20 protein-coding genes, 1 other RNA gene, 1 pseudogene and 1 riboswitch are annotated in these 22,397 nt (G+C 45.4%); of the genes and pseudogenes, 14 read left to right on the top strand and 8 right to left on the bottom strand.

Going from position 1 to position 22,397, the window contains the following annotated elements; translation table 11 throughout:
• Positions 1–124: 124 nt before the first annotated feature.
• The 3 genes from ICW03_RS07085 to lptF form a co-directional block, all read right to left on the bottom strand.
• Positions 125–1,066, bottom strand: coding sequence for a CysB family HTH-type transcriptional regulator (locus tag ICW03_RS07085; RefSeq protein ID WP_068323897.1), 942 nt, complete (start codon positions 1,064–1,066; stop codon positions 125–127).
• Positions 1,067–1,128: 62 nt separating this feature from the next.
• Positions 1,129–2,283: an LPS export ABC transporter permease LptG gene (lptG, locus tag ICW03_RS07080; protein ID WP_215346844.1), complete on the bottom strand. Its 1,155-nt coding sequence runs from the start codon at positions 2,281–2,283 to the stop codon at positions 1,129–1,131.
• Positions 2,280–3,395, bottom strand: a complete 1,116-nt coding sequence (gene lptF, locus ICW03_RS07075; protein ID WP_215346842.1) for an LPS export ABC transporter permease LptF — start codon at positions 3,393–3,395, stop codon at positions 2,280–2,282. The genes lptG and lptF overlap by 4 nt, the downstream gene beginning before the upstream one ends.
• Positions 3,396–3,558: 163 nt before the next feature.
• Here lptF and ICW03_RS07070 point away from each other — a divergent pair, with 163 nt between their 5' ends.
• The 7 genes from ICW03_RS07070 to ICW03_RS07040 all read left to right on the top strand — a co-directional run bounded on the left by ICW03_RS07070 (position 3,559) and on the right by ICW03_RS07040 (position 11,529).
• A complete protein-coding gene (locus tag ICW03_RS07070) occupies positions 3,559–5,163 on the top strand; it encodes a leucyl aminopeptidase (protein WP_371819922.1) in 1,605 nt (534 codons plus the stop codon).
• 30 nt (positions 5,164–5,193) lie between these two features.
• A complete protein-coding gene (locus tag ICW03_RS07065; protein WP_215346839.1) occupies positions 5,194–5,658 on the top strand; it encodes a DNA polymerase III subunit chi in 465 nt (154 codons plus the stop codon).
• Positions 5,659–5,663: 5 nt separating this feature from the next.
• Positions 5,664–6,452, top strand: a complete 789-nt coding sequence (gene lgt / locus ICW03_RS07060; RefSeq protein WP_215346836.1) for a prolipoprotein diacylglyceryl transferase — start codon at positions 5,664–5,666, stop codon at positions 6,450–6,452.
• 15 nt (positions 6,453–6,467) lie between these two features.
• Positions 6,468–7,376, top strand: coding sequence for a LysR family transcriptional regulator (locus ICW03_RS07055; protein ID WP_215346834.1), 909 nt, complete (start codon positions 6,468–6,470; stop codon positions 7,374–7,376).
• 136 nt (positions 7,377–7,512) lie between these two features.
• Complete coding sequence (locus ICW03_RS07050) at positions 7,513–8,817, top strand: malonyl-CoA decarboxylase (RefSeq protein ID WP_215346832.1); 1,305 nt, start codon at positions 7,513–7,515, stop codon at positions 8,815–8,817.
• A 164-nt stretch (positions 8,818–8,981) separates the two neighbouring features.
• The gene (locus ICW03_RS07045) at positions 8,982–9,965 is read left to right on the top strand and encodes a tripartite tricarboxylate transporter substrate binding protein (protein WP_215346831.1); all 984 of its coding nucleotides are present in this window, start codon (positions 8,982–8,984) and stop codon (positions 9,963–9,965) included.
• Positions 9,966–10,005: 40 nt separating this feature from the next.
• Positions 10,006–11,529, top strand: a complete 1,524-nt coding sequence (locus ICW03_RS07040; RefSeq protein WP_215346829.1) for a malonyl-CoA synthase — start codon at positions 10,006–10,008, stop codon at positions 11,527–11,529.
• Here the strand turns inward: ICW03_RS07040 and ICW03_RS07035 are convergent, their stop codons facing one another.
• From ICW03_RS07035 to ICW03_RS07015, 5 genes and pseudogenes are all read right to left on the bottom strand, one after another.
• Positions 11,530–12,348: a sulfite exporter TauE/SafE family protein gene (locus tag ICW03_RS07035; RefSeq protein ID WP_215346827.1), complete on the bottom strand. Its 819-nt coding sequence runs from the start codon at positions 12,346–12,348 to the stop codon at positions 11,530–11,532.
• Positions 12,349–12,567: non-coding RNA, 6S RNA (gene ssrS, locus ICW03_RS07030), on the bottom strand.
• A gap of 99 nt (positions 12,568–12,666) precedes the next feature.
• A pseudogene (locus ICW03_RS11680) lies at positions 12,667–12,882 on the bottom strand (cell division protein ZapA); the annotation flags it as partial.
• Complete coding sequence (locus ICW03_RS07020; protein ID WP_215346825.1) at positions 12,863–13,150, bottom strand: hypothetical protein; 288 nt, start codon at positions 13,148–13,150, stop codon at positions 12,863–12,865. The pseudogene ICW03_RS11680 and the gene ICW03_RS07020, both read right to left, overlap by 20 nt.
• A 42-nt stretch (positions 13,151–13,192) precedes the next feature.
• On the bottom strand, positions 13,193–13,882 hold the full coding sequence (locus ICW03_RS07015) for a diphthine--ammonia ligase (RefSeq protein ID WP_215346823.1): 690 nt from the start codon (positions 13,880–13,882) through the stop codon (positions 13,193–13,195).
• An 85-nt stretch (positions 13,883–13,967) separates the two neighbouring features.
• On the opposite strand from ICW03_RS07015, the gene ICW03_RS07010 reads away from it, so the two are divergent.
• From ICW03_RS07010 to ICW03_RS06980, 7 genes are all read left to right on the top strand, one after another.
• Positions 13,968–14,546, top strand: coding sequence for a hypothetical protein (locus tag ICW03_RS07010; RefSeq protein WP_215346821.1), 579 nt, complete (start codon positions 13,968–13,970; stop codon positions 14,544–14,546).
• Between the two features lie 64 nt (positions 14,547–14,610).
• Positions 14,611–14,819, top strand: a riboswitch (cobalamin riboswitch).
• A 132-nt stretch (positions 14,820–14,951) separates the two neighbouring features.
• Positions 14,952–16,898 carry a TonB-dependent receptor domain-containing protein gene (locus tag ICW03_RS07005; RefSeq protein ID WP_215346819.1) on the top strand — a complete coding sequence of 649 codons (1,947 nt, stop codon included), beginning with the start codon at positions 14,952–14,954 and terminating at the stop codon, positions 16,896–16,898.
• A gap of 55 nt (positions 16,899–16,953) precedes the next feature.
• Positions 16,954–17,781 carry a DUF5522 domain-containing protein gene (locus tag ICW03_RS07000; RefSeq protein WP_215346817.1) on the top strand — a complete coding sequence of 276 codons (828 nt, stop codon included), beginning with the start codon at positions 16,954–16,956 and terminating at the stop codon, positions 17,779–17,781.
• Between the two features lie 157 nt (positions 17,782–17,938).
• On the top strand, positions 17,939–18,556 hold the full coding sequence (locus tag ICW03_RS06995; protein WP_215346815.1) for a Crp/Fnr family transcriptional regulator: 618 nt from the start codon (positions 17,939–17,941) through the stop codon (positions 18,554–18,556).
• A gap of 200 nt (positions 18,557–18,756) precedes the next feature.
• Entirely contained in the window at positions 18,757–20,466 is a 1,710-nt protein-coding gene (gene oxc / locus ICW03_RS06990; RefSeq protein WP_215346813.1) for an oxalyl-CoA decarboxylase, read from the top strand.
• A 49-nt stretch (positions 20,467–20,515) separates the two neighbouring features.
• Positions 20,516–21,766, top strand: coding sequence for a formyl-CoA transferase (gene frc / locus ICW03_RS06985; protein WP_215346811.1), 1,251 nt, complete (start codon positions 20,516–20,518; stop codon positions 21,764–21,766).
• A 91-nt stretch (positions 21,767–21,857) separates the two neighbouring features.
• Positions 21,858–22,280 (top strand): PAS domain S-box protein, encoded by a 423-nt coding sequence (locus tag ICW03_RS06980; RefSeq protein ID WP_215346809.1) that lies wholly within the window; start codon positions 21,858–21,860, stop codon positions 22,278–22,280.
• Positions 22,281–22,397 lie beyond the last annotated feature (117 nt).

Genomic DNA, 22,397 nt, shown 5'->3' with positions numbered 1-22,397 from the left:
GAAAAAACCAGTTAAAAAGGATGGAATACTCTTCTATTTTTGGTGATCATCCGAGGCACCACTCAAAGACTGATCTATCTTTGAGTGCTCTAATTAGTAGATTTCATTGCGAAAATGCACCTGGTTAGATCTCGTACGTTTCGCTTTCGTTTGACATCGCTTGCTCAACAATCTTCTTTGTAAGAGTGGGTGAGAAGAGTTCGATGAAGGTGTATACAAAAGAGCGTAGGTAGGCTCCTTGCTTTACTCCCAGATGGGTTACGTTATTGCCAAATAAGTGTCCCGCAGGAATGACTTTCAAATTGCGATCTCGATCAGGGTCATACGCATGACCCGCAACAATGCCGATGCCCATACCTGTCTCAACATAAGTCTTAATCACGTCAGCATCAATCGCTTCCAAAATAATGTCGGGCGTGATATTTCTTTGTGCAAAGGCTGCATCAATCTTGCTGCGACCCGCGAAAGCCTTGTCATAGGTAATGATGGGGTACTTAGCGATCTCTTCGAGCGTTAGTGTTGCTTGGTTGAGAAGGGGGTGGCTGAGCGGTACCATCAGTACGTGATGCCACTGATAGCCTGGCAGGGCGAGTACACCCGGAGTGTTTGCAATGCCTTCGGTCGCGATGGCAATGTCTGCGCGATCATGTGTAAGTAACTCCGCGATTTGACCTGGGCTGCCTTGCTGAATACTGACCTTTACCTTCGGAAAGCGTTTAGTAAATTCAGTCAGCACTTTGGGTAGGGCATAACGCGCTTGTGTATGGGTGGTGGCTATTACAAAGCTGCCTTGATCTTGACTAGCAAAATCTTTACCCACTCGTTTTAATGTCTCCACCTCGTCTAGGATGCGCTCGATCGAGCTCAAAATCCGTTTCCCAGGCTCTGTAAGGGATCGTATGCGCTTGCCGTGACGGCGAAAGATTTCTACGCCTAACTCGTCTTCCAATTCGATGATGGCCTTAGATACGCCCGGTTGAGAAGTGAAAAGCGCCTTGGCAGCAGTTGTTAAGTTGAAGTTTTGTCTAACGGCTTCGCGTACAAAGCGGAATTGATGGAGATTCATATGGATTCCTATCTATATATCAACAAAGATATAGGAATCACATTCTAAATTATTTTTGGGTATTAAGCCTTAGAAACCCAGCGCAATCCAATCAGGGCCAATAGGAAATAAAGCAAGGGCGGGGTAAGGGCGGTAATCAACGCTGGCCAAGAACCCAAAAGTCCTACATTTGAGAATAGGGAATTAAAGAGCTGGAAGCTCATGCCTAGCATGATGCCGCCAAATACCTTAATGCCAACACTACCAGCACGCACTTTCAAGTAAGCAAAGGGTAGCGCCAAAGTGAGCATCACGAAAATAGTGAATGGGTAGACCACTTTCTTCCAGAAGGCAATTGAGTGGCGCTGCGCATCTTGTTTGTTATCTCGTAGATGAGAGATAAAGCGACCCAAACTCATAATCGACATTTTTTCCGGACTGATTAAAAGCACGCTCAAAATTTGTGGCGTGACTTCAGATTCCAGAGTAAGAATTGGATGGGTAAAAGTTTGTGCAGAAAAAACAGGATTAAGCGGGTCTGATTGTTTAGTTTCTTTGAAACGTGTTTCTGTCACATCGTTTAGAACCCAGATACCTGTCTCATCAAACTGTCCCGATGCAGCACTGCGAATAGAGAGAAGGTGGTAGGTGTCGTCAAACTCATACATTCGAATATTGCGAATTTCATTATCCTTATCAACCTTACCAACGTTGACATAGCGGACACCGGGGCGAACTGGACCGCTACCATCTTCATCACGTAGGCGATCCTTTACCCAGACGCCGGTTCTAAATTGGGATGAGTAGGCTGACCCAATTGCTTTCATGCGAATCTGATCCGACTTGGCTTCGGAGTAAGGTCCAACCCATTCACTCATAATGAGTGTCAGTGCAATTAATGGAATGGAGATTTTGGTTAAAGTAATGAGACCACGTTTAACATCTAAGCCGGCGATACGCAGAATAGTAAATTCGGACTGACTAGCCAACATCGCAAATACATAAATACTGCCAATTAATCCTGCAATTGGAATGATTTCGGAGATGCGGCTTGGTGCCTTTAGAAGGACGTGAAGTAGTGCCAACGGGAGTGTATAAGCACCATTTACTGAGCCAAGTTCGCTCAAAATATCAAAGAACAAAAATAAAGCCACTAAGGCAAAGAGAATGAAGCCAAAAGCGGAATAGATCAGCTTGGCTAAATAGCGCTCATAGATGAAGGGAAAGAGTAGCTTCATTTTTTAGCAATTGAGGCGGGCAATTGGCGGAGCCACCACTTCAGTGAAGGGTTGATGCGATTACGAATTAAGACTGTCGCAATCATAAGGGCAAGCAAGTGTATTGGCCAGATGGCTGCAAAAACACTAACCTTACCTTGCGATACAAAATTTTGTGTCAGGTTCAATAGATTGCTATAAATCAGATAAATTAATACCGCGTAGAACATGGCAGTGTAGTTGCCAAGACGCGGATTTACATAAGCAAGTGGTATGGCGATTAGCACTAAACCTAAAGCCATTAATGGCAAACCAATGCGCCAGAGTAACTCAGCGCGATTGGCATTGGCTGCAGCTGGATTGGGATCATTAAGTAACTCAGTAAGCGTTTTCTCACGATCACGTGGCGCGGGAGCTAATGCATCCTTGCTGCGAATCTTCGTGCTGTATTCGTTAAATTCGAGAATTCTAAAATCAGGCTGGTTTGGTTGCCCTTCATAGCGCCGGCCGTTATGGAGTACGACTGATTTTCCCCCGCCTTCAGAGTTTTGAATAAAGCCAGTAGATGACACTGCAATACTCAGGCGTCCATTCTTAGTATCGGCTACGAAGATATTTTTCACTTCACTTTTATCTACGTCAAGCTCTTCAATAAAGAAAACGCGTTCCGCCTTTGCAGACTCTTTAAATTGCCCAGCGCTGACCATCGATACATCATCGCGTTGTTGAAAACGCTGGCTAATTAAAGTGGATTCTCGATTCGCCCACGGCCAAACAAACAGAGCAAGCAATGCAATGACAATGATGAGTGGTGTAGCAAATTGCAAAATAGGGCGTATGAGATTGGTGATACTTAGGCCGCTTGCAAACCAAACGATCATTTCTGAATCTTTGTACCAGCGTACTAAAACAATGAGGGTTGCCACGAATAAGGAGACCGTCAAAAGAACGGCAAGATAGCCTAGAGTAGCAAGGGCAATTAAAACGAGTGCATCCTCGGGATTCACTGCGCCATTCGCGGCATAACCCAAAATGCGGATAACCAAGGTTGTCACCATGATGGTGACTAAGACCAAAAAGACCCCGCCAGTCGTAAAACTGAGTTCGCGGCGGAGGGCCTGTTTAAAAATCATGAGAAATAAGGTCTTGGATTTATGGGGTTATTGATGTTGTAAATGGCTTATATTGCTAGTGACAAGGGAGACTATTCTCATGTCGGAGGATAATGGATAAACGTCCCGGATTAGCAATTTCCTCTCTTTTGAATCGACCAAAATACCGTAATAGATTATGACAATTCAATTTAGCACCAAGATTTTCCCTCAAGCCGACCTACAGAGCCCAAAACTCCAGAAATCTAGCCTCAAATCCTTGCTGGGCCACAACACTGACTGTTTAGTTTTAGCCTACTCAAAAGCGGATTTTGATAGTTTCTCAGGGGCCAAAGGGGCCAAGGCCAAATCAGGCTTTTTATCAGAGTTAGATCTCTTACTTGGAGGTTCGGTCAATCACGCGAATATCGTTGGGGATTTGGATCCCAAGCAGGCGTCTGTGTGCATGTTGCGATCAGAAAAATCCTGGGCTGCAAGTAGCATTAAAGCAAAACGCATATTACTAGTTGCTTTGGGTGATATTCATCTTGCAAGTGAACGTAGTTTGACAACTTATTCCAAAGTTGCTCGTGCGGCTTTGAAAGTGCTGAGCGGTGGATCAATTGAAGGGGCCCTTTGGTTTACTCCGAGCTTTGCACTTGCGCATAAAGCAGACTTCATTGCTGAAGAGGTGCGACTTACTGTGCAATATGCTGGTGATCAAGCTTATCGCTTTGGTGTTCGTCAGCCTGCCATGAAATTTAAAGCCAAAGATAAGGCGGATACGTTTAAGCAATTGGTCTTTGCTGGTACTGATGATTGTGCAAAAGAATTAAAAGCTGCTGTAGAGCAGGGCGTAGCCATGGTTGAGGGAATGAACTTGGCAAAAGACTTGGGTAATCTTCCGCCCAATGTCTGCACGCCAACTTACCTAGGAAAGACTGCGCAGGGCTTAAGTAAGAAGGCTGGCTTGAAAGTCGAAGTACTTGGGCGCAAACAGATTGAGGCTTTAGGAATGGGGTCATTTCTATCAGTTGCTCAAGGCTCCGATACTCCGCCACAATTTATTGTGATGCGCCATCAAGGCGGTAAAGCGGGCGAGGCTCCGATTGTCTTGGTTGGCAAAGGAATTACTTTTGATACTGGCGGCATTTCACTTAAGCCAGGCGAAGCTATGGATGAGATGAAGTACGACATGTGTGGTGCTGCATCGGTGATCGGCACTATGTACTCGGTTTCTTTAATGAAGCTAAAGAAGAATGTTATTGGTGTCATTCCTACTTGTGAAAATATGCCATCAGGTCAAGCAACGCGACCGGGCGATATTGTGAAGAGTATGTCTGGACAGACGATTGAGATTCTCAATACTGATGCAGAAGGTCGTCTCATTTTGTGCGATGCCTTAACTTATGTTGAGCGCTTTAAGCCTGCAGCAGTGATTGATATCGCCACCTTAACTGGCGCTTGCATCATTGCCTTAGGTCACGTGCATAGCGGTTTATTTTCTGATGACGAAGGTTTAGTGAGTGAGCTCACAAGGGCGGGCCATGCTTCTTTGGATACTGTATGGCGCTTGCCTTTAGACGCTGCCTATCATGAGCAACTCAAATCCAATTTTGCGGATGTCGCCAATATTGGTGGTCGTCCGGCGGGCAGCGTAACTGCAGCCTGTTTCTTGTCACGCTTTACAGAGAAATATAAATGGGCTCACTTGGATATTGCTGGAACTGCTTGGAAGAGTGGTGCTGCTAAGGGTTCCACTGGTCGCCCGGTCCCCTTGTTGGTGAACTTCTTGCTTGAGCGTAAGTAAGTATTTTGCAAATCTTTGGATAAATGCTGAATGGCTCGAATCGATTTTCATAGCAACGTGAATGACAAGCTGGAATACGCCTGTCGTTTAACACGCAAGATTTGGAGTGCCACGCCTGAAGGCGAGCCCGTTCGTAATATTGTGATGGTGGGGGAGAGGGCTGACCTCCAAAAGTTAAATGATCTTTTGTGGGCATTTAGCAGTACTGATTTTTTGCCGCACTGTTTTATCGAAGATGAAGCCGCAGCAGAAACGCCAATTGTCTTGACTGATGACTTTGCTAGCGCAGCTTTAAACAATGTACCCCATGCGGATGTGATGATTCACCTGGGTATGCGCATGCCTGCTGACGTGCCAACTCTAGTTGCTCGCTTCCCCAGGATTGTTGAGGTGGTTACTGTGAATGAAGCTGAGCGTTTAGCTGGGCGCGAACGCTATAAAGCCTATCGAGATTTGGGTCACGAGCTGTATAACTTTGATCAATCCAAAAGTTAATACTCATGTTGATTCATCCTCAGTTTGACCCTGCAGCGATTCGTTTAGGATCTTTTGCGATTCACTGGTATGGCTTGATGTATTTGATGGCCTTTGTACAGTTTTTGCTCTTGGGACGCTTACGCATTCGAGCACCTCGTTATCAGGCTTTGGGCTGGACCTATAAAGATCTAGAGGATCTGCTCTTTGCGGGCGTTCTCGGGGTTGTACTTGGAGGACGCTTAGGCTACACCTTGTTTTACATGCCTGGTTTTTACTTGGCTAACCCTTTAAGTATTTTCAAAATCTGGGAAGGTGGCATGTCTTTTCATGGTGGCTTGCTAGGAGTGCTTGCTGCGCTTTACTGGTTTGCCAAAAAACATAAGACCACTTTCTTTGTCGTCAGTGATTTAGTAGCACCACTCGTTCCCTTTGGCCTAGCTTTTGGTCGACTAGGTAACTTTATTAACGGCGAGCTCTGGGGTAGACCTACCGATTTACCTTGGGCGATGGTATTCCCATTGGTTGATTCTGTGCCACGTCACCCCTCGCAAATTTATCAAATGTTAGGCGAGGGTGTTTTACTCGGTATTGCACTCTGGATTTATGCGAGTAAACCAAGACGTGTGGGGCAGGTGTCTGGATTCTTCTTATTGGGCTATGGAATTTGTCGATTTTTGGCGGAGTATGCGCGTGAGCCAGATGCATTCCTTGGTCTGCTTGGTTTAGGTTTATCGATGGGGCAATGGTTATGTGTACCAATGATCCTATTTGGTATCTACTTAATGACCGCATTTAAGTCTAAAAGTATTTAAAACCCATCGCCCTATATGCTGAATGAAGAACTGACGCTGCGTAAGTTAGAAATACTTTGTTCTTTTGTGCGAACGGGCAGCCTTTCTCGAACTGCAGAAGAGTTGCACTTAAGTTCAGTCAGTATTCATAAGGCCTTACATTCTCTTGAATCGGGCATTGGTTGCCCTCTATTTATTAAGGAGGGTCGCCAATTAAAGGCCTTGCCTGCGGCAATTTATTTGGCTGAAGCAAGTAACGATCTATTGTCTGATGTAGATCGCATTCTTAAAAAGACGAGAGCAAAGGCTGGGGTTGAAAGTGGGCAAATTCGTCTTGGCTCCATGTACTCTCTAACTGCCAACATCATCCCCCGCATGATCATGGGTACCAAAATTCGTAGACCTGATTTAGATATTGATTTATTTCTTGGGTCTAATGAAGAGTTAATGAAGCGTTTGACCGAGGGCAGTATTGATGCCGTTGTCATTGCTGTCCCGGCCCAAGGCTTGCCCGAAGGCGTTCAGGTCGTTTCACTTTTTGAGGATCAGTTATTTCTGGCCTCCTCAAAGGGTAGTAAGCCAGCCGCGGCCAATATTGATTTGTCCGAATATCAACATGAGAAATTTCTCACCCTTCAAGATGGCTTTGCCACCACTTCCGGTTTTTATGAAGCCTTTCAATTAGCCGGTTTTAAACCTAATGTGGTCATGAAGGTTGGCGACATCTTTTCACTCATGAATATGGTCTCTGGTGAGTTGGGACATTCTCTATTGCCAGGTAGGGTAAGGGCTCTGATGGGCGATGCCATTGAATTTACCCCTCTGTTACCCAAGTACCAGGTAATTCAGCGAATTGGTCTAATGTATCTTCAGGCTAATGAATCTAATCCTAATATTTTGGCTTTAGCGGCTGAAACCCGCATGTTGCATCGCAATAACCCCTGATTAACCCTTATATTTTTCGTAATTCATTAACCTTAGGTTAATGAATTATCATTTCGCTTAATTGATTTTGCCTACCTCGGGTAATAAATTGAACTCGACCAAATTTTTGTCGATTTTCTTTTTTTGAAAAGATTACATGCTCGAAAAGTTAGCAAAAGCTCGCAACCTGTCAAAGGCAAATAACGCCATTAAGCGCTTGATTTCTGAGCGAGGCGAATCTAATGCAGTCAGCATGGCAGATGATGTTGTAAACAACTATCGCAAACTGGCAAAAGATCAGCATATTCCTTTCTTTACTTACTTATTTGAGAAGTTAAACCCCCAGGTAGATGCTGTTCTGAAAGCGGCACAAAATTTTGCTGCTGAATCTACCGCCCGCAATTACATTCAATTACAAAAAGTTTCAGAATCTCCTAGGCAAGAATTATTTCGCCGCTTAAATCGCGCTGGCCATGGAACTGCCGCTGTAGTGCAAATGCGTCGAGACCTTTTGCAAATCTTGGATAAGAAGCCAGAGCTCGCAGCGGTCGATTTTGATATGCGCCATCTCTTGTCATCTTGGTTTAATCCAGGATTTTTGAAGATGCATCGAGTTGACTGGAAATCACCTGCAGAAGTTTTGGAAAAGTTGATTCAGCACGAAGCAGTGCATGCCATTGATGGCTGGGATGATTTGCGTCGCCGCCTGCAGCCTGATCGCCGTTGTTTTGCCTTCTTCCATCCACAGCTCCCCAGTGAGCCTTTGATCTTTGTGGAAGTGGCGTTGTTGCCGGAGATCCCAACTGTTATTACACCCTTGGTTGATAAGAAGGCCGAGACAGTAGATCAGCCAGCACAATACAAAGTAGCAGCGTTCTATTCAATTAGTAACTGTGAGCCAGGCCTGCGTGGCGTATCAATGGGTAACTTCTTGATTAAGCGTGTTGCAGAACAGTTGCATGCTGAGTTTCCTGGAATCAAAACCTTTGTCACCTTATCGCCAATTCCTGGATTTATGGATTGGGTATCTGCCGGTGCTAATTTGGGTGAAGATGTCCCTGCAGAGAGATTGAAGCCAAACTTACGGGCGGCTCGTGACCAGGCATTAGCAAATCTAAAGTTAGATGCGCAGTCATGGACAGAAAAATTAAGCGCTGGATGGCATCCCGATTTGGCATCACCAAAAGAGCAAGAGTCCTTACTCTGTTTAGCCTCCATTTATTTGGGTCTGGGCTCAACCGGGCGCAATGGCAATCCAGTTGCTAAATTCCATTTGGGTAACGGTGCTAAGTTGCATTTAGTAAATTGGGCAGGAGATTTATCCCGCAAAGGATTGCGTCAGTCAGCTGGCTTGATGGTGAACTATCTCTATGACCTGGGTAATGTCGAAGAAAATCACGAGAAATTTGCCAACGGCGAGATTGTCTATTCAAGATCAGTGGGGCGCTTGATGGCGCCGTAATAAGGAGTTGAGGAGGGGATACCCTAAGGCAGAGTCCAAAGAGATTCGCTTTAGGGTCTAATAAGCGAACTGGGCGTAAAGATCCAGAAAGTAGTATGGTGAGCGATTACGCGGTATTAACAATGAACATAGTCATGAAATCGTGGCAAGTGGAGGAGATAAAGATGTTTAATCAATTTAGCCTTTCGGCAATGATCAAGAAGGCAGCTTTTATTGTTTGTGCTGCCCCTTTGGTGGTGATGGCACAAGAGTGGCCCACTAAGCCAATTACTTTTGTTGTGCCTTTCCCTGCGGGTGGTGGAACTGATGCATTTGCTAGACCTTTGGCGACTCAACTGACCAAGCAATTGGGTAAGCAAATCATTATCGATAACCGTGGTGGCGCTGGTGGAACTTTGGGCGCCTCTATCGCCGCTAAGGCTGCACCAGATGGTTATAGCTTCTTTGTGGGCGCAGCACATCACGCAATTGCTCCGGCCATGTATCCAAACTTAGATTACGACATTGAGAAAAGTTTTATTCCGGTTGCAATGATTGCTAACCCTCCTCAGGTTATCGTAGTCAATCCAAAGAATGTGCAAGTTAAAGACCTTAAAGAATTTATTGCACTCCTGAAGAAAAACCCAGGTAAGTTCAATTATGCTAGTGCTGGAAACGGCTCTTCACACCATTTGGCTGGTGAGCAGTTCAAGATGTTGACGAAGACTTTTATTACTCATATTCCGTATCGCGGTGCTGGTCCAGCAATGCAGGATCTGATTGCAGGTCAAGTAGATATTGAGTTTGATGGCTTAGGTTCTTCAGCGGCACAAATTAAAAATGGCTCAATTGTGGCTTTAGCGGTTGCCTCCCAAAAGCGTGCACCTGGGTTCCCGAACGTACCAACCGCTGCAGAGGCGGGTTTAGTGGGGTATGAGGTTTCTACTTGGTATGGATTGTTTGCGCCTAAAGGTACGCCACAGCCTATCGTTGACAAGATGATTGCTGAGGTACAAAAAGCCATCAATACTCCTGAGCTAAAAACAATTTGGACAAACAATGGCTCTGATACTCCAAATCTTTCCGGTGATGCGTTTGGAAAGTTTGTCAGTGCTGATATCAAGCGCTGGGCTGCAGTTGCTAAAGCTTCTGGCGCGAAGTTAGATTAAGAATTTTTATTAAATATAGCCATTGGGGTTTGAGGTTCAAATGAATTTATATTCACTATTGGAAAAAGGTTTTCCAAAAGATAAAAAAGCATGCGCTCTCGAGACGCATGATGGTTTGTATTACTCCTGGGGTGACCTAGAGTCTGCAACGGCAAAGCTGGCAAATTTACTTGCTAGCTTGAAATTGCCAAAAGGATCTAGGGTTGCAGTCCAGGTTGAAAAGTCACCTGAAGCTCTGTTTTTATACCTAGCTACGATTCGTGCGGGTTATGTGTACTTGCCCCTCAATACGGCTTATCAGTCTGCTGAAATTCAATACTTTCTGGAGAACGCTGAGCCAGCGGTAGTGGTTTGCAGCAGCAAGAACCTATCTTGGGTATCCAAGGTTGCAGCTAAAGCTGGTACTAAGCATGTCTTTACCTTGGATGAAAACCGCACTGGTACTTTGTTAGAGCGTGCTGCTGGTTTGAGCGATAAATTCAAAACTGTACCGGCTAAAGACGATGACCTTGCAGCTATTTTGTATACCTCCGGAACTACTGGTCGCAGTAAGGGCGCAATGCTCACGCATAAGAACTTGGGCAGCAATGCTCAAGTATTGCAAAAGTTCTGGGGCTGGAAAAAGGGTGATGTCTTATTGCATGCTTTGCCAATCTTCCATGTGCACGGCTTGTTTGTTGCTGCCCATGGTGCATTGATTAATGGCAGTAAGATGATTTGGTTGCCACGTTTGGATACCGCGCAACTCATTAAGCATATGCCACAGTCGACAGTGATGATGGGTGTGCCGACATTCTATGTGCGCTTATTAGCTGATAAGGGATTCACTAAAAAAGTTACTCGCAATATGCGCTTATTCATTTCTGGATCAGCACCTTTGCTTACAGAAACCTTTAATACCTTTAAGGATGTTATTGGACAGCCAATCCTCGAGCGTTATGGCATGAGTGAGACGGTGATGTTAGTTTCTAACCCTTACAAAGGTAGGCGAGTAGGTGGATCCGTTGGATTGCCATTGCCTGGAGTGAAGGTACGCGTTGTCAATGAAGATAACAAACCTTGCAAGGTTGATGAAATCGGTGGCATTCAGGTTAAAGGTCCAAACATATTCAAAGGCTACTGGCGTATGCCTGAGAAGACGGCTGAAGAATTTACCAAAGATGGTTGGTTCAAGACGGGCGACGTTGGTCGCTGGGGCGGTGATGCTAATGGCGGTAAAGCTCCGAAGGAGTACTTGTGCATCGTTGGCCGTAGCAAGGATTTAATTATTTCTGGTGGTTATAACGTCTATCCAAAAGAAATTGAAAGTTTTATCGATGACATGCCTGGTGTTGACGAGAGTGCTGTGATTGGTATTCCGCATCCAGATTTTGGTGAAGCAGTGATGGCGGTTGTTGTGCCTAAGGCCGGGGCTAATTTAAATTCTGATGCGATGATCGCTACATTGAAGACGCAAATTGCGAACTTTAAGATTCCAAAGCGTGTAGAGATTGTTTCTGACTTGCCGCGTAATGCTATGGGTAAAGTGCAAAAGAATATTTTGCGCCAACAATATACGGCTTAGTTAAAAGCCAAATGCTTTGCGGCTTTCATTAAACATGAAGGCCGCAAGCATTAACAGCATTACCCCAAAAATACGTTTTAGTTGCGCGACATCGAGTTTGCGCGCCATCTTGGCACCGAGTGGCGCAGTAAAAATACTCACCACTGCGATGCAAACTACCGCAGGTAAATATACAAACCCTAAAGAGCCTGTCGGCAGGTTGGGATGCCCCCAACTGCCATACATATAGCCGACTGTAGCGGCTGCTGCGATTGGGAATCCCAACCCTGAAGAACTGGCCATGGCCACATGAGGCTTTACATTGCACCAGAGCATAAATGGTACGGTGATGAAGGCGCCCCCAGCACCCACCAAGCTAGCGAGGGCTCCAGCAAAAGAGCCAAACCCAAAGAGGCCTAGTGGGCCCGGTAAGTCTCGGCCTGGCTTAGGCTTTTTATTAAGTAACATCTGAATCGATGTGTAGACAATAAAGATGGCGAAGAAGAGCGATAGCCAAGAAGTATTTAAGGCTTCAAAAATTTCACTGCCACCGATTAAGCTGCCGATCACTAGACCAGGACTTAATGAGGCAACCAACTTCCAATCAATGGAGCCATGTTTGTGATGCGCCCAAATTGCGGAGGTGGTGGTGAACAGGATGGTGGCCATACCAGTCGCAATCGCCATGTGCACAATGACTTCTTGACTAAAGCCTTGATGGTTAAAAGCTAAGATCATGAATGGCACAAGAATCATGCCACCACCAATGCCTAGTAGACCTGCTAAAAATCCGGAGATGCTGCCACACAGCATCAACATGGCGATATCACTCAGTAACATGAATTCCCCGCCTTAGCCGCTAGGCCGTCATCCTGAACCCTAAGGTTCAAGGTGGAACGGCTACTCTGTTTCGGGTGCATTAAGAGGTTCAGGGAGTAACCAAGTCTAAGTTGGCACTGTGAACTTTCGAAACGCTCACGCCCACAAGGTAAAGATCGTTCCGGATGCTTGCGCATCGGTTCAAGGAGCTATTGGCCTTGGCGAACCAGGCAGGGAAAGGGTTTGCATCAAAGCATCTACTTGATCCTCAAGGGCGCGAATTTCACTTTGCAGACGAGAGACTTCATCGGAGCTCACGTTGGAGGGACTGCTTTGTTGCGTTTGATTTTTTTGTAATGTAATGAGATCGCCGGCAATTTTAAGTGCCGCCATCATGCTAGCGCGTTCAATACTGCGGTTGCCACCACTGATGGCAAGTTGAATTTGTTCGTCGACCAAGACGCATGCTGCTCGCAATAGAGGTTCATGCTCAGCGCTAGTTGCTAAGGTGATTTTTTGGCCGGCAAGACTTACTTCAATGCGTTGTTGGCTCATTATCATCCTCTGGATTGTTTGGTGTAGTAACTTCGCCAAGTAGATTGAGTTGGCGACCATCACCCTGATCGGGTAGGCGACTCAAAATACGTTGAACGCGTTTTTGGGCATCATTGATTTTGCCCTCAAGCTGAACTTTGTTTAGGTTTAGTTTTTGCACTGCTTCAGAAATTACTTGAATCTTTTCAGCGACTCGATTGATGGATGCGCATAGCGCATCCATATTTGGGGCCGGTTCTTCGGCGGAAAGAGGTATGTACTCATTCATACTGGCATTGTAGCCTCAGGAAATTGGTTTGTGCATTTGCTTTTATGGGGCTCGGGAAGCGGGCACCCCAAGTAGATCAAAGTAATAGGTTTTCTCCCCGTACTCTTTTGGGGAGGCGTAAGTTTTCTTGCCCAGGCTCTCCCACTTGACTGGGTGCCGAAAATTTGGGCCATCGAATACAAACGTGTGAAATTCACCGTTCTCGCCACAAGCATCAACATTGGGAGGAAGTCGGTTAATGAACTCCTGATTGAATTCCACCCCGACAAAAGAGTCATCCAAAGAGCTGCCATCCACGCACACGACCCATGCCTTGAATCCTGCGCGCAGAAATTCGTGCACCATTGCTAGTCGATCTTCATTCCAGAGTGGCAGCACAGCTGTAAGGCTGGCTTTCATGCAAACGAATTCTTCCCACTCTCGATGGGCTATCAGATCAATATCACCAAATATTGCCTCTCTAATGCCTAGAGCATGTAATTGCTTTAGCTGATTAATAAAATGCTTTTCGTACTCCTGCCAGCTTGCCGAGATAAAAGTATTGCGCATACCAAGGGACTCGCCTTGAGCGCATATCAAATCTTTTGTAACGCCGTGGGAGCGGGTTTTCATTCCAGACTCATCGAGGGCGGTGAGTAGATGGGTGATATTGGCGCCTGCCTTCTGAGCGCGCCATAAGGCTAGGCAGGAGTCTTTGCCGCCACTCCAGGAGGCCATCGACTGAGTCAACATGGATTAGCTACCTTTATAAAATAACCATTTAGTGCGCCATGATTTGGGGATAAAATTACAGAAACCCAATTTCTGGAGAGTATTCATGACGAGTTTATCTAAAAGACAGAATGTCTTTTTTATTTTTGCGCTGTCGGCAATGATGTGGCTTACAAGAGGTCACCATTTGGCATCCCTCGCTCATCTTCCAGATGCATCATGGGCTATTTTCTTTGTTGTAGGTTTTTATTTTTCAAGCTTTGCTGTCATTGCATTGTTTTTGGCTCAGGCATTTTTGATTGATTATTTAGTTCTCACGCAGTTGGGTATCGGTCAATCCTGCTTCACTATTGCTTACTCCTTCCTGTTGCCTGCTTATCTTTCTCTGTGGTTCGCCGGTAAGTGGCTCTCTAAGCGTTACGCATTAAATCTGACCAGCTTTAAGAACTTTATTTTTGCTGCAGTTGCAGGAGTTATTGTTTGCGAGTTTATCTCGAGTGGAAGTTATTACTTAATCAACGTTCCAGGAGCTGCCTCTATTGGTGAATTTATGAGCAGGCAAGCCCTTTACCTCCCACATGCGTTGCTCAATACAATGGGCTATCTCATCTTGGCATTAGTAGCACATTTAGTAATTACTGCTGTGGCGCATAAGGCAACGCCTCCAAGCAAGATTAAGTTCTGATTTGAGATGATGGCGGCAGTCTACATTCTCCATCCCAAATATCAAAGCACAATTGGTGCTCCCGTATAATATTTCTGTTGATGGTGCTCTAGCGTCGATTTGATGCCGGAGTTAAACGGGAAGCACTACCCAAACGTGCGCTGTCCCCGCAACGGTAAGAGAACGCCTTTTATAGGCAAAGAGTTTGAATAAGCCACTGTGTTTTGATTGCATGGGAAGGCCAAGCTCCTAAATTCTCCAGCCCGGATACCGGCCTCAACAGGTGGAATTTGCAACGTGGGTCTTTGCTTGCCGATGATGATTCGCTGAGATGCGAAGCCATATCTTGCGGACGCATTTTGCTATTTCCAAAGATTCTAGCCAACAGGGAATTTGGCTGGGGAATCCGCATGAATGGTATACAAAATGAAACATAATTTTCTTCAAAAAGCAGCAGCGCATTGTCGTAATAATGGGTTGCCAACTTTCCTGGTAATTTCCTTAGCATTTGGTTTAAATCAGCCGAGCGCTTTTGCTCAAGGCTCTTCTTCAGTATCTGTTGCTACCATTAACAATCAACTTGACCCGGTGATTGTGACCGCGACAAGAACTCCTACACGCGCAAATGATGTTCTGGCGGATTATGTCTATATCGGACCAGAGGAAATTGCTGATGCTGGTCAATCGAGCATTACAGAATTATTACAACGCCAAAGAGGCGTGGAAGTTTCGAATAATGGTGGTGGTGTGCAGAGCGTATTCTTGCGCGGCGCAAACTCTGCTCAAACTTTGGTTTTAATAGACGGGGTAAGAACCACATCAGCTTTAAATGGCGGTGCTTCATGGGCTGCTATTCCCGTTCCCTTGATTGATCACATTGAGATTATTTTTGGGCCGCAAAGTAGCTTGTATGGCTCCGATGCAATCGGTGGTGTGATTAATATTTTTACCAAAAAGGGTGTTGGGCCGACCAAGGTTACTGCATCTACTGGGTATGGCACTTATGGCACCAGCGTTTCGCAGGCCAGCTTGTTTGGTTCAACTGAGGGCGATAAAAGCATTAGTTACTCTGTTAGTGCAACAGCTGAGAACTCTGCAGGATTTAATACGATCGCATCCAACAGTCCTTACAAAAACAGTTACAACACCACCAATAATGTCGGGTACACCAAAACAGGCGGTGCCGCACAAGTAAGTCAGGAGTGGGCAAAGGGCCAGTCTGTTGGTGCGCAGGTATACGCAAGTAGAAACAATAACCAATATCCTGTTTATGGACCGGGGAAGGTGCTCGGCAATCAAATTAATGAAGTCAGCACTTTAGCGTTGTATTCCAAAAATCAAATTACGGACATTTGGAACAGCAATTTTCAAGTTGCTCAATCATATGACTCCGGTCAGGCAATTTACCCAAGCCAAACACCTGCCTCATGGTATCCAGCAGGCAATCCGCTTTCTAATACCAAGCAAAATATCTACACTTGGCAAAACGACATCAACGTAGGGTCTGATTTATTGCAATTGTTAGGGGAGCGTAGAACGGTGTCGATGTACGCAACTGGTGTCAATACCCTCAATCTTAGTCAAGATACCAATTCGGTTGCAGCGGCATACCAATTGAAGCGAGGATCAAATTTGGCAAACTTTAGTTTGCGTAATGACAATATCACTGGGTATGGTTCGCAAAACACTGGCGGAGCATCTTATGGATACTTCTTCACTAAAGAGTTGCGCGTAAATGCAAACTACGGCACTGGATTTAAAGCGCCATCTTTCTATGATTTGTACTATCCGAACTATGGGGTAGCAACGATTAAGCCAGAAAAAAGTCAAAATACGGAGGCTGGTATTCATTATGAAACACTCCCTTACGATATTCATTTTGTGGTCTATAACAACACCATCACAAACTTGATTCAATACACAACCCTTGGCTGCCCAGTGGGATTCTCAATGGGTTGTGCAAGTAATGTAGCATCCGCCAAAATCTCAGGTGCATCGCTTGGTGGCGTTGGTCGACTAGGGGATTTCACTTTGAAAGGATCTTTTGATCAACAAAATCCAGTGGATCAATCGACCGGCTATGTGCTTGCCAAAAGGGCTAAGCAATTCGGTAACGTTAGTGTTGAATACAAAAAGAATGCTGTAGCTGTAGGTGCCGAAGGAACATTCCAGGCGCAACGATATGACTATGGCAATACTGGTTCTATGAATGGTTATGGCATTGCTAATTTATACGGCAGTTATGAGTTTGAGAAAGACTGGAGTCTATTTGCACGCTGGAACAATGTGTTTAATAAAAACTACCAGCTCAGTTATGGCTACGTCACTCCTGGATCCAATGTATTTGTTGGCATTCGATACGCGATGAAATAAAACGCTATGAATAATTTGCCACCCTTGGGTGGCTTTTATTTGTGGAAAACTATTTATGCCAAATTTAGAGAGCTTACATAGTAGGGCTTGCGCAGAAGGTCGAGATACCTATGTTGATCCCATTTCTGGATATCAAGTATTGACCAGTAATGCATTATTAAAGCAGGGAAGATGTTGCGGTAATTCATGCAGACACTGTCCATATGGGCGATTTAATGTACTCGGTGTTGATAGCCCAGAATCACCGATGGCAAACCCTGTCCTAATTAACTGGGCTCCAAAGCAGGGTGGTTTAAACATTCTTTTTTGGTCAGGCGGCAAGGACAGCTTTTTAACTTTGATGCATTTGTTGGACGAGGGCAAGAATGTAATCTTGCTCACTAGTTTTGGCGCGCATACTAATCGAGTTTCTATACAAGATATTCACATTAAGGATATTGCCAAACAGGCGGAGTTCTTTAAGGTGCCTCTCTGCCTAGTACCGTTGTATCCAAATACCGATTATCAAGAGTCTATCGAGGCTGCTTTGAGTATGATGCGTACGCAAGCGGAATTACCAATTGAACGCTTGGTTTTTGGAGACTTACATCTGCAGGATATACGTCAGTGGCGCGTCAACGCTTGGCAGGGTTACGAAATTTATACGCCTCTGTTTAATGTCCCCTATGACGAACTTTTGCAAAAGCTTTGGAATTACCAAGAGAGCCTAAGTCTTGCGATTACCCTCTCCACTGAGGTGCAGTTGGGCAATGGCGATCACTCCATGCTTCCAATAGGCACGCCTTATGATTCGAAACTGGTATCTCAATTGCAATCTGCTGGCTTGGATGGGATGTTGGAAAACGGTGAGGGGCATACCTTAGTCCTCCCAAGGGCTTCCTGAGGTTGGTATGAGATTGTTCTTAATTGCTGCGTTGCAATAAATTTGAGCGAATTCAAGAGCATGCCTCATTGCTGTGAATGCTATGGGCATTCCAGGGTAAATAGACCTCTTTAGGAGGTAAAAAAGCCTACAATATAGGGTCTAGGAGCAAGCATTAATGACCGCATTAGATAAGCATCCCGAAAAGAACCTGATTCGCCTGCAGTTGAGCCAAAACTCGGTCCTAAAAAGCTTGGATCCGGCTGCAATGGCCGATTTAGAGCGCCACTTAGAGATCTCCGACCTCAAAAAGTCTGAAATATTGCTTCATCAAGGTGACCACCAGATGGAGCAGTACTTTGTTTTGGATGGCATTCTGAAGCGGATTGTTTCTAGTGCGGATGCAAAAGAGATGATTCTGCGTTTTGCCATCGAAAAAGATATTGAGACTAGCTATGCTGCATGGCGCCTGAAGACGGCTGCCCCCTACAGCATTGCCTCTGTGACCAAGGCCCGCGTGGCTCGGATGCCTCTGAAGAAGTGGGCGGAGTTCCTGGATCAGCACAAGATCCTTAAAGAGAGTTTTGAGTTTGAAGTCATGCGCCTGATGAGTGAAATCATGGCCCACACGATTACTTTGCACATGCTCGATGCCCCGGGCAGGGTGGAGCGTTTCTTGCGTAAATACGAGGATTTATTTGAGCTCCTCCCCAAGAAGGAGCTGGCGGCCTACCTCAATCTCTCTCCAGAGACCTTGAGCCGCCTTAAAACAAAGCATAAAGAGCTTTTTGTATAGCTAGCCACCCCCGTAATTACAGGATTTAGAGGGAAATTGACCGAAGTCAATGATGAACCCCCTCCCCAAGCCTAATATTCATTTCAGCCTAAGCGGGGTCAAAAATCCCGCAGTGCGATTAATAACTAAATTGGAGACATTAGCGAAAGCTAGATTGCGTTTGCTCTTTGCGGGTGATTTGCGATTCTTAAAAAATTTCTATGACAACAGATAATCAAAACACACAGTTAACGGATGGCTTCCATCTCGTCATTGATGCCTTAAAGGCAAACGACCTTGATACGATTTTCGGTCTGGTTGGTATTCCAATTACCGACTTATGTCGTTTGGCGCAGGCTGAAGGTTTGCGTTTTATCGGCTTCCGTCACGAACAGCATGCTGGTAATGCTGCAGCGATTGCTGGTTACATGACACAAAAGCCAGGCATTTGTATGACTGTTTCTGCTCCTGGTTTCTTGAATGGTTTGACAGCTCTCGCTAATGCAACTGTGAACTGCTTTCCAATGATTTTGATCTCTGGTTCTAGCGAGCGTGAAATTGTTGACTTGCAACAAGGTGACTACGAAGAGATGGATCAGCTCAACGCGGCTAAGCCATATTGCAAAGCAGCTTATCGTATTAATCACATTGAAGATATCGGCATCGGTTTTGCACGTGCAATTCGCGCTGCAGTTTCTGGTCGTCCAGGCGGCGTGTACCTAGATTTGCCAGCTCAATTGCTTGCACAAACTATGCCTGTTGAAGAAGCCAAGAAATCGATCTTCAAAGTAATCGATCCAGTTCCACGTCAAATTCCGGCAGCTGATGCAGTTGCTCGTGCGTTAGATGTGTTGAAGGGCGCCAAGCGTCCATTGATTCTCTTGGGCAAAGGCGCTGCTTATGCTCAAGCGGATAAAGAAATTCGTGATTTGGTTGAGAAATCAGGTATCCCATACCTACCAATGTCTATGGCTAAAGGTTTGTTGCCAGACAATCACCCACAATCTGCTTCTGCAGCGCGCTCATTTGTATTGGCTGAGGCTGATGCAGTGTTGTTAGTTGGCGCTCGTTTGAACTGGTTGTTGGCACACGGCAAGGGTAAGACTTGGGGCAAAGAGCCTAAGAAATTTATCCAAATCGATATTCAGGCAAACGAAGTTGATAGCAACGTACAAATTGCTGCTCCATTGATTGGTGATATTGGTTCATGTGTAGGTGAGCTATTGAAAGGTATTTCCGCTGTTCCGAAGCCAAGCGCTGAGTGGATTGCAGCAATCAATGAGAAAAAAGATAAGAACATGGCGAAGATGGCTGAAACATTAGCCAAAGAAGCTAACCCAATGAACTTCCATGGCGCATTGCGTGTGATTCGTGATGTGATCAAGAAGAACCCAGACGTGAACTTGGTAAACGAAGGCGCAAACACACTCGACTATTGCCGTGCAATCGTTGATATGTATAAGCCACGCAAGCGCTTTGACTCTGGTACATGGGGCATTATGGGTATTGGTATGGGTTACTCCATTGGTGCCGCTGTTATTAGCGGTCTGCCAACAGTTGCAGTTGAGGGTGATAGCGCATTTGGTTTTAGTGGTATGGAATTGGAAACGGTTTGCCGCTACAACTTACCAATCACGACTGTTGTGTTTAACAACAATGGTGTATACCGCGGTACTGATGTGAACCCAACAGGTGGTGCTGATGTTGCGCCGACTGTGTTCGTTAAAGATGCGCGTTACGACAAGATGATTGAAGCCTTTGGTGGTGTTGGTTACTACGTAACTACTCCAGCAGAATTAGAAGCAGCGTTAACAGAAGCGATTGCTGCCGGTAAACCAGCCCTCATCAATGCTGTTATTGATGAAACTGCAGGTACTGAGAGTGGACGTTTAACGAACTTAAACCCATCCACAGCAGCTGCTAAGAAGTAAACCAAGATAAATTTAGAAGCAAACAAGAAAGACTTAAGGAGAAACAAACATGACTAAACCATTAGACGGTATTCGCATTATTGACTTCACACACGTACAAGCAGGTCCTGCATGTACTCAGTTGTTGGCTTGGTATGGCGCTGACGTTATTAAAGTAGAGCGCCCAGGTGCTGGCGACGTTACACGTAGCCAATTGCGTGACATCCCAGGTGCTGACGCGTTGTACTTCACTATGCTGAACGGTAACAAGCGTTCTTTGACTTTGGATACTAAGACTCAAGAAGGAAAAGAAGTTTTAGAGAAGATGATCAAAACTTCTGACGTAATGGTTGAGAACTTTGGTCCAGGCGCATTGGATCGCATGGGATTCTCTTGGAAGCGTATTCAAGAATTGAACCCAAAAATGATCATGGCTTCTGTAAAAGGCTTTAGCGATGGTCACTCATACGAAGACTTAAAGGTATATGAGAACGTTGCTCAGTGTGCTGGTGGTGCTGCTTCCACAACTGGTTTCTGGGATGGTCCCCCTACAGTTTCTGCTGCTGCTTTGGGCGACTCAAACACTGGTATGCACTTGGCAATCGGTATTTTGACAGCGTTGATGCAACGTGAGAAAACTGGCCGCGGTCAAAAAGTATCTTGCTCAATGCAAGACGCTGTGTTGAACTTGTGCCGCGTGAAGTTGCGCGATCAACAACGTTTGGACAAAGTTGGTTACTTGGAAGAGTATCCACAGTATCCGCACGGTACATTCTCTGACGTAGTTCCACGTGGCGGTAACGCTGGTGGTGGCGGTCAGCCAGGTTGGGTGTTGAAGTGTAAGGGTTGGGAAACAGATCCAAACGCATACATCTACTTCACTATTCAAGGTCACGCTTGGGAGCCAATTACTAAGGCTTTGGGCAAACCAGAGTGGGCAACTGATCCAGCGTACATGACTGCTGAGGCTCGTCAAGACAAGATTTTTGACATCTTCGCAACCATCGAAGATTGGCTCAAAGACAAGACTAAGTATGAGGCTGTAGACATCCTCCGCAAGTTCGATATTCCATGTGCTCCAGTTCTCTCAATGAAAGAATTGGCTGCATCACCAGACTTGCGTAAGAGCGGTTCTATCGTTGAAGTTGACCACAAAGTACGTGGTAAATATTTGACAATCGGTAGCCCAATCAAGTTCTCTGATTTGGAAATCGAAGTGAAGCCATCTCCAGTATTGGGTGAGCACACTGATGAAGTGTTGGCTGACCTAGGCTATGGCAAAGATGAAATTGCTAAGTTGCACGCAGCAAAAGCGGTTTAATAAAAAATAGGAATCTGCTTAACGGCAGTTTCTTGTAGTTATCTTTAGGGCGCTCCTTGTGGGCGCCTTTTTTATTCTATAGACTGGTCTTATGAAGACAAGTATTGATTTACACCAATTAGTGGAGTGCGTAGGTGATGCCATCATCGTGGCTGATGCCCATGAAAAGATCGTGCTTTGGAATCCTGCTGCCACTCGTATCTTTGGATATTCGGAGCAAGAGGCTCTCGGCCATACGCTTGACCTCATTGTTCCTGAACGTCAACGTCAAAAACATAATGAGGGTTACAACCACTCCATGGAGACGGGAACAACGCGTTATGGAGCGTCACTATTGAAGGTTCCTGCTAAGCACAAAGATGGGGGCACCATATCAATTGCCTTTACTGTGGGAATGCTTTTTGATGCCTCTGGCAAGGCTAATGGGGTGGTTGCCATCATTCGGGACGAAACAGCCCGCTTTGCAGAAGAGCGAGCCATGAAAAAGCGCCTTTTGGATCTTGAAAATCCCTAGGCTTCACCACATATAGTCGTATAGCGACGCCTATAAAGGCTTAGATGGTCACTGTGCCCAAATATTGGGCACACCTCAATTTTTCCTATTTCCCGCTGGTAAAATTGCCTTAATTCA

The sequence above is a fragment of the Polynucleobacter sp. MWH-Aus1W21 genome (assembly GCF_018687275.1).
Lineage (GTDB): Bacteria > Pseudomonadota > Gammaproteobacteria > Burkholderiales > Burkholderiaceae > Polynucleobacter.
This window is presented reverse-complemented; position numbering and strand designations above follow the sequence as displayed.

What these genes read in the sequence shown, in the direction of transcription:
- ICW03_RS07035 (WP_215346827.1), bottom strand. Translation starts at nt 12,348, where the DNA reads ATGTTACTGAGTGATATCGCCATGTTGATGCTGTGTGGCAGCATCTCC.
- lgt (WP_215346836.1), top strand. Translation starts at nt 5,664, where the DNA reads ATGTTGATTCATCCTCAGTTTGACCCTGCAGCGATTCGTTTAGGATCT.
- oxc (WP_215346813.1), top strand. Translation starts at nt 18,757, where the DNA reads ATGACAACAGATAATCAAAACACACAGTTAACGGATGGCTTCCATCTC.
- lptG (WP_215346844.1), bottom strand. Translation starts at nt 2,283, where the DNA reads ATGAAGCTACTCTTTCCCTTCATCTATGAGCGCTATTTAGCCAAGCTG.
- ICW03_RS07050 (WP_215346832.1), top strand. Translation starts at nt 7,513, where the DNA reads ATGCTCGAAAAGTTAGCAAAAGCTCGCAACCTGTCAAAGGCAAATAAC.
- frc (WP_215346811.1), top strand. Translation starts at nt 20,516, where the DNA reads ATGACTAAACCATTAGACGGTATTCGCATTATTGACTTCACACACGTA.
- lptF (WP_215346842.1), bottom strand. Translation starts at nt 3,395, where the DNA reads ATGATTTTTAAACAGGCCCTCCGCCGCGAACTCAGTTTTACGACTGGC.
- ICW03_RS07040 (WP_215346829.1), top strand. Translation starts at nt 10,006, where the DNA reads ATGAATTTATATTCACTATTGGAAAAAGGTTTTCCAAAAGATAAAAAA.
- ICW03_RS07065 (WP_215346839.1), top strand. Translation starts at nt 5,194, where the DNA reads ATGGCTCGAATCGATTTTCATAGCAACGTGAATGACAAGCTGGAATAC.
- ICW03_RS07000 (WP_215346817.1), top strand. Translation starts at nt 16,954, where the DNA reads ATGCCAAATTTAGAGAGCTTACATAGTAGGGCTTGCGCAGAAGGTCGA.
- ICW03_RS07055 (WP_215346834.1), top strand. Translation starts at nt 6,468, where the DNA reads ATGCTGAATGAAGAACTGACGCTGCGTAAGTTAGAAATACTTTGTTCT.
- ICW03_RS07015 (WP_215346823.1), bottom strand. Translation starts at nt 13,882, where the DNA reads ATGTTGACTCAGTCGATGGCCTCCTGGAGTGGCGGCAAAGACTCCTGC.
- ICW03_RS07085 (WP_068323897.1), bottom strand. Translation starts at nt 1,066, where the DNA reads ATGAATCTCCATCAATTCCGCTTTGTACGCGAAGCCGTTAGACAAAAC.
- ICW03_RS07005 (WP_215346819.1), top strand. Translation starts at nt 14,952, where the DNA reads ATGAAACATAATTTTCTTCAAAAAGCAGCAGCGCATTGTCGTAATAAT.
- ICW03_RS07045 (WP_215346831.1), top strand. Translation starts at nt 8,982, where the DNA reads ATGTTTAATCAATTTAGCCTTTCGGCAATGATCAAGAAGGCAGCTTTT.
- ICW03_RS06980 (WP_215346809.1), top strand. Translation starts at nt 21,858, where the DNA reads ATGAAGACAAGTATTGATTTACACCAATTAGTGGAGTGCGTAGGTGAT.
- ICW03_RS07020 (WP_215346825.1), bottom strand. Translation starts at nt 13,150, where the DNA reads ATGAATGAGTACATACCTCTTTCCGCCGAAGAACCGGCCCCAAATATG.
- ICW03_RS07010 (WP_215346821.1), top strand. Translation starts at nt 13,968, where the DNA reads ATGACGAGTTTATCTAAAAGACAGAATGTCTTTTTTATTTTTGCGCTG.
- ICW03_RS06995 (WP_215346815.1), top strand. Translation starts at nt 17,939, where the DNA reads ATGACCGCATTAGATAAGCATCCCGAAAAGAACCTGATTCGCCTGCAG.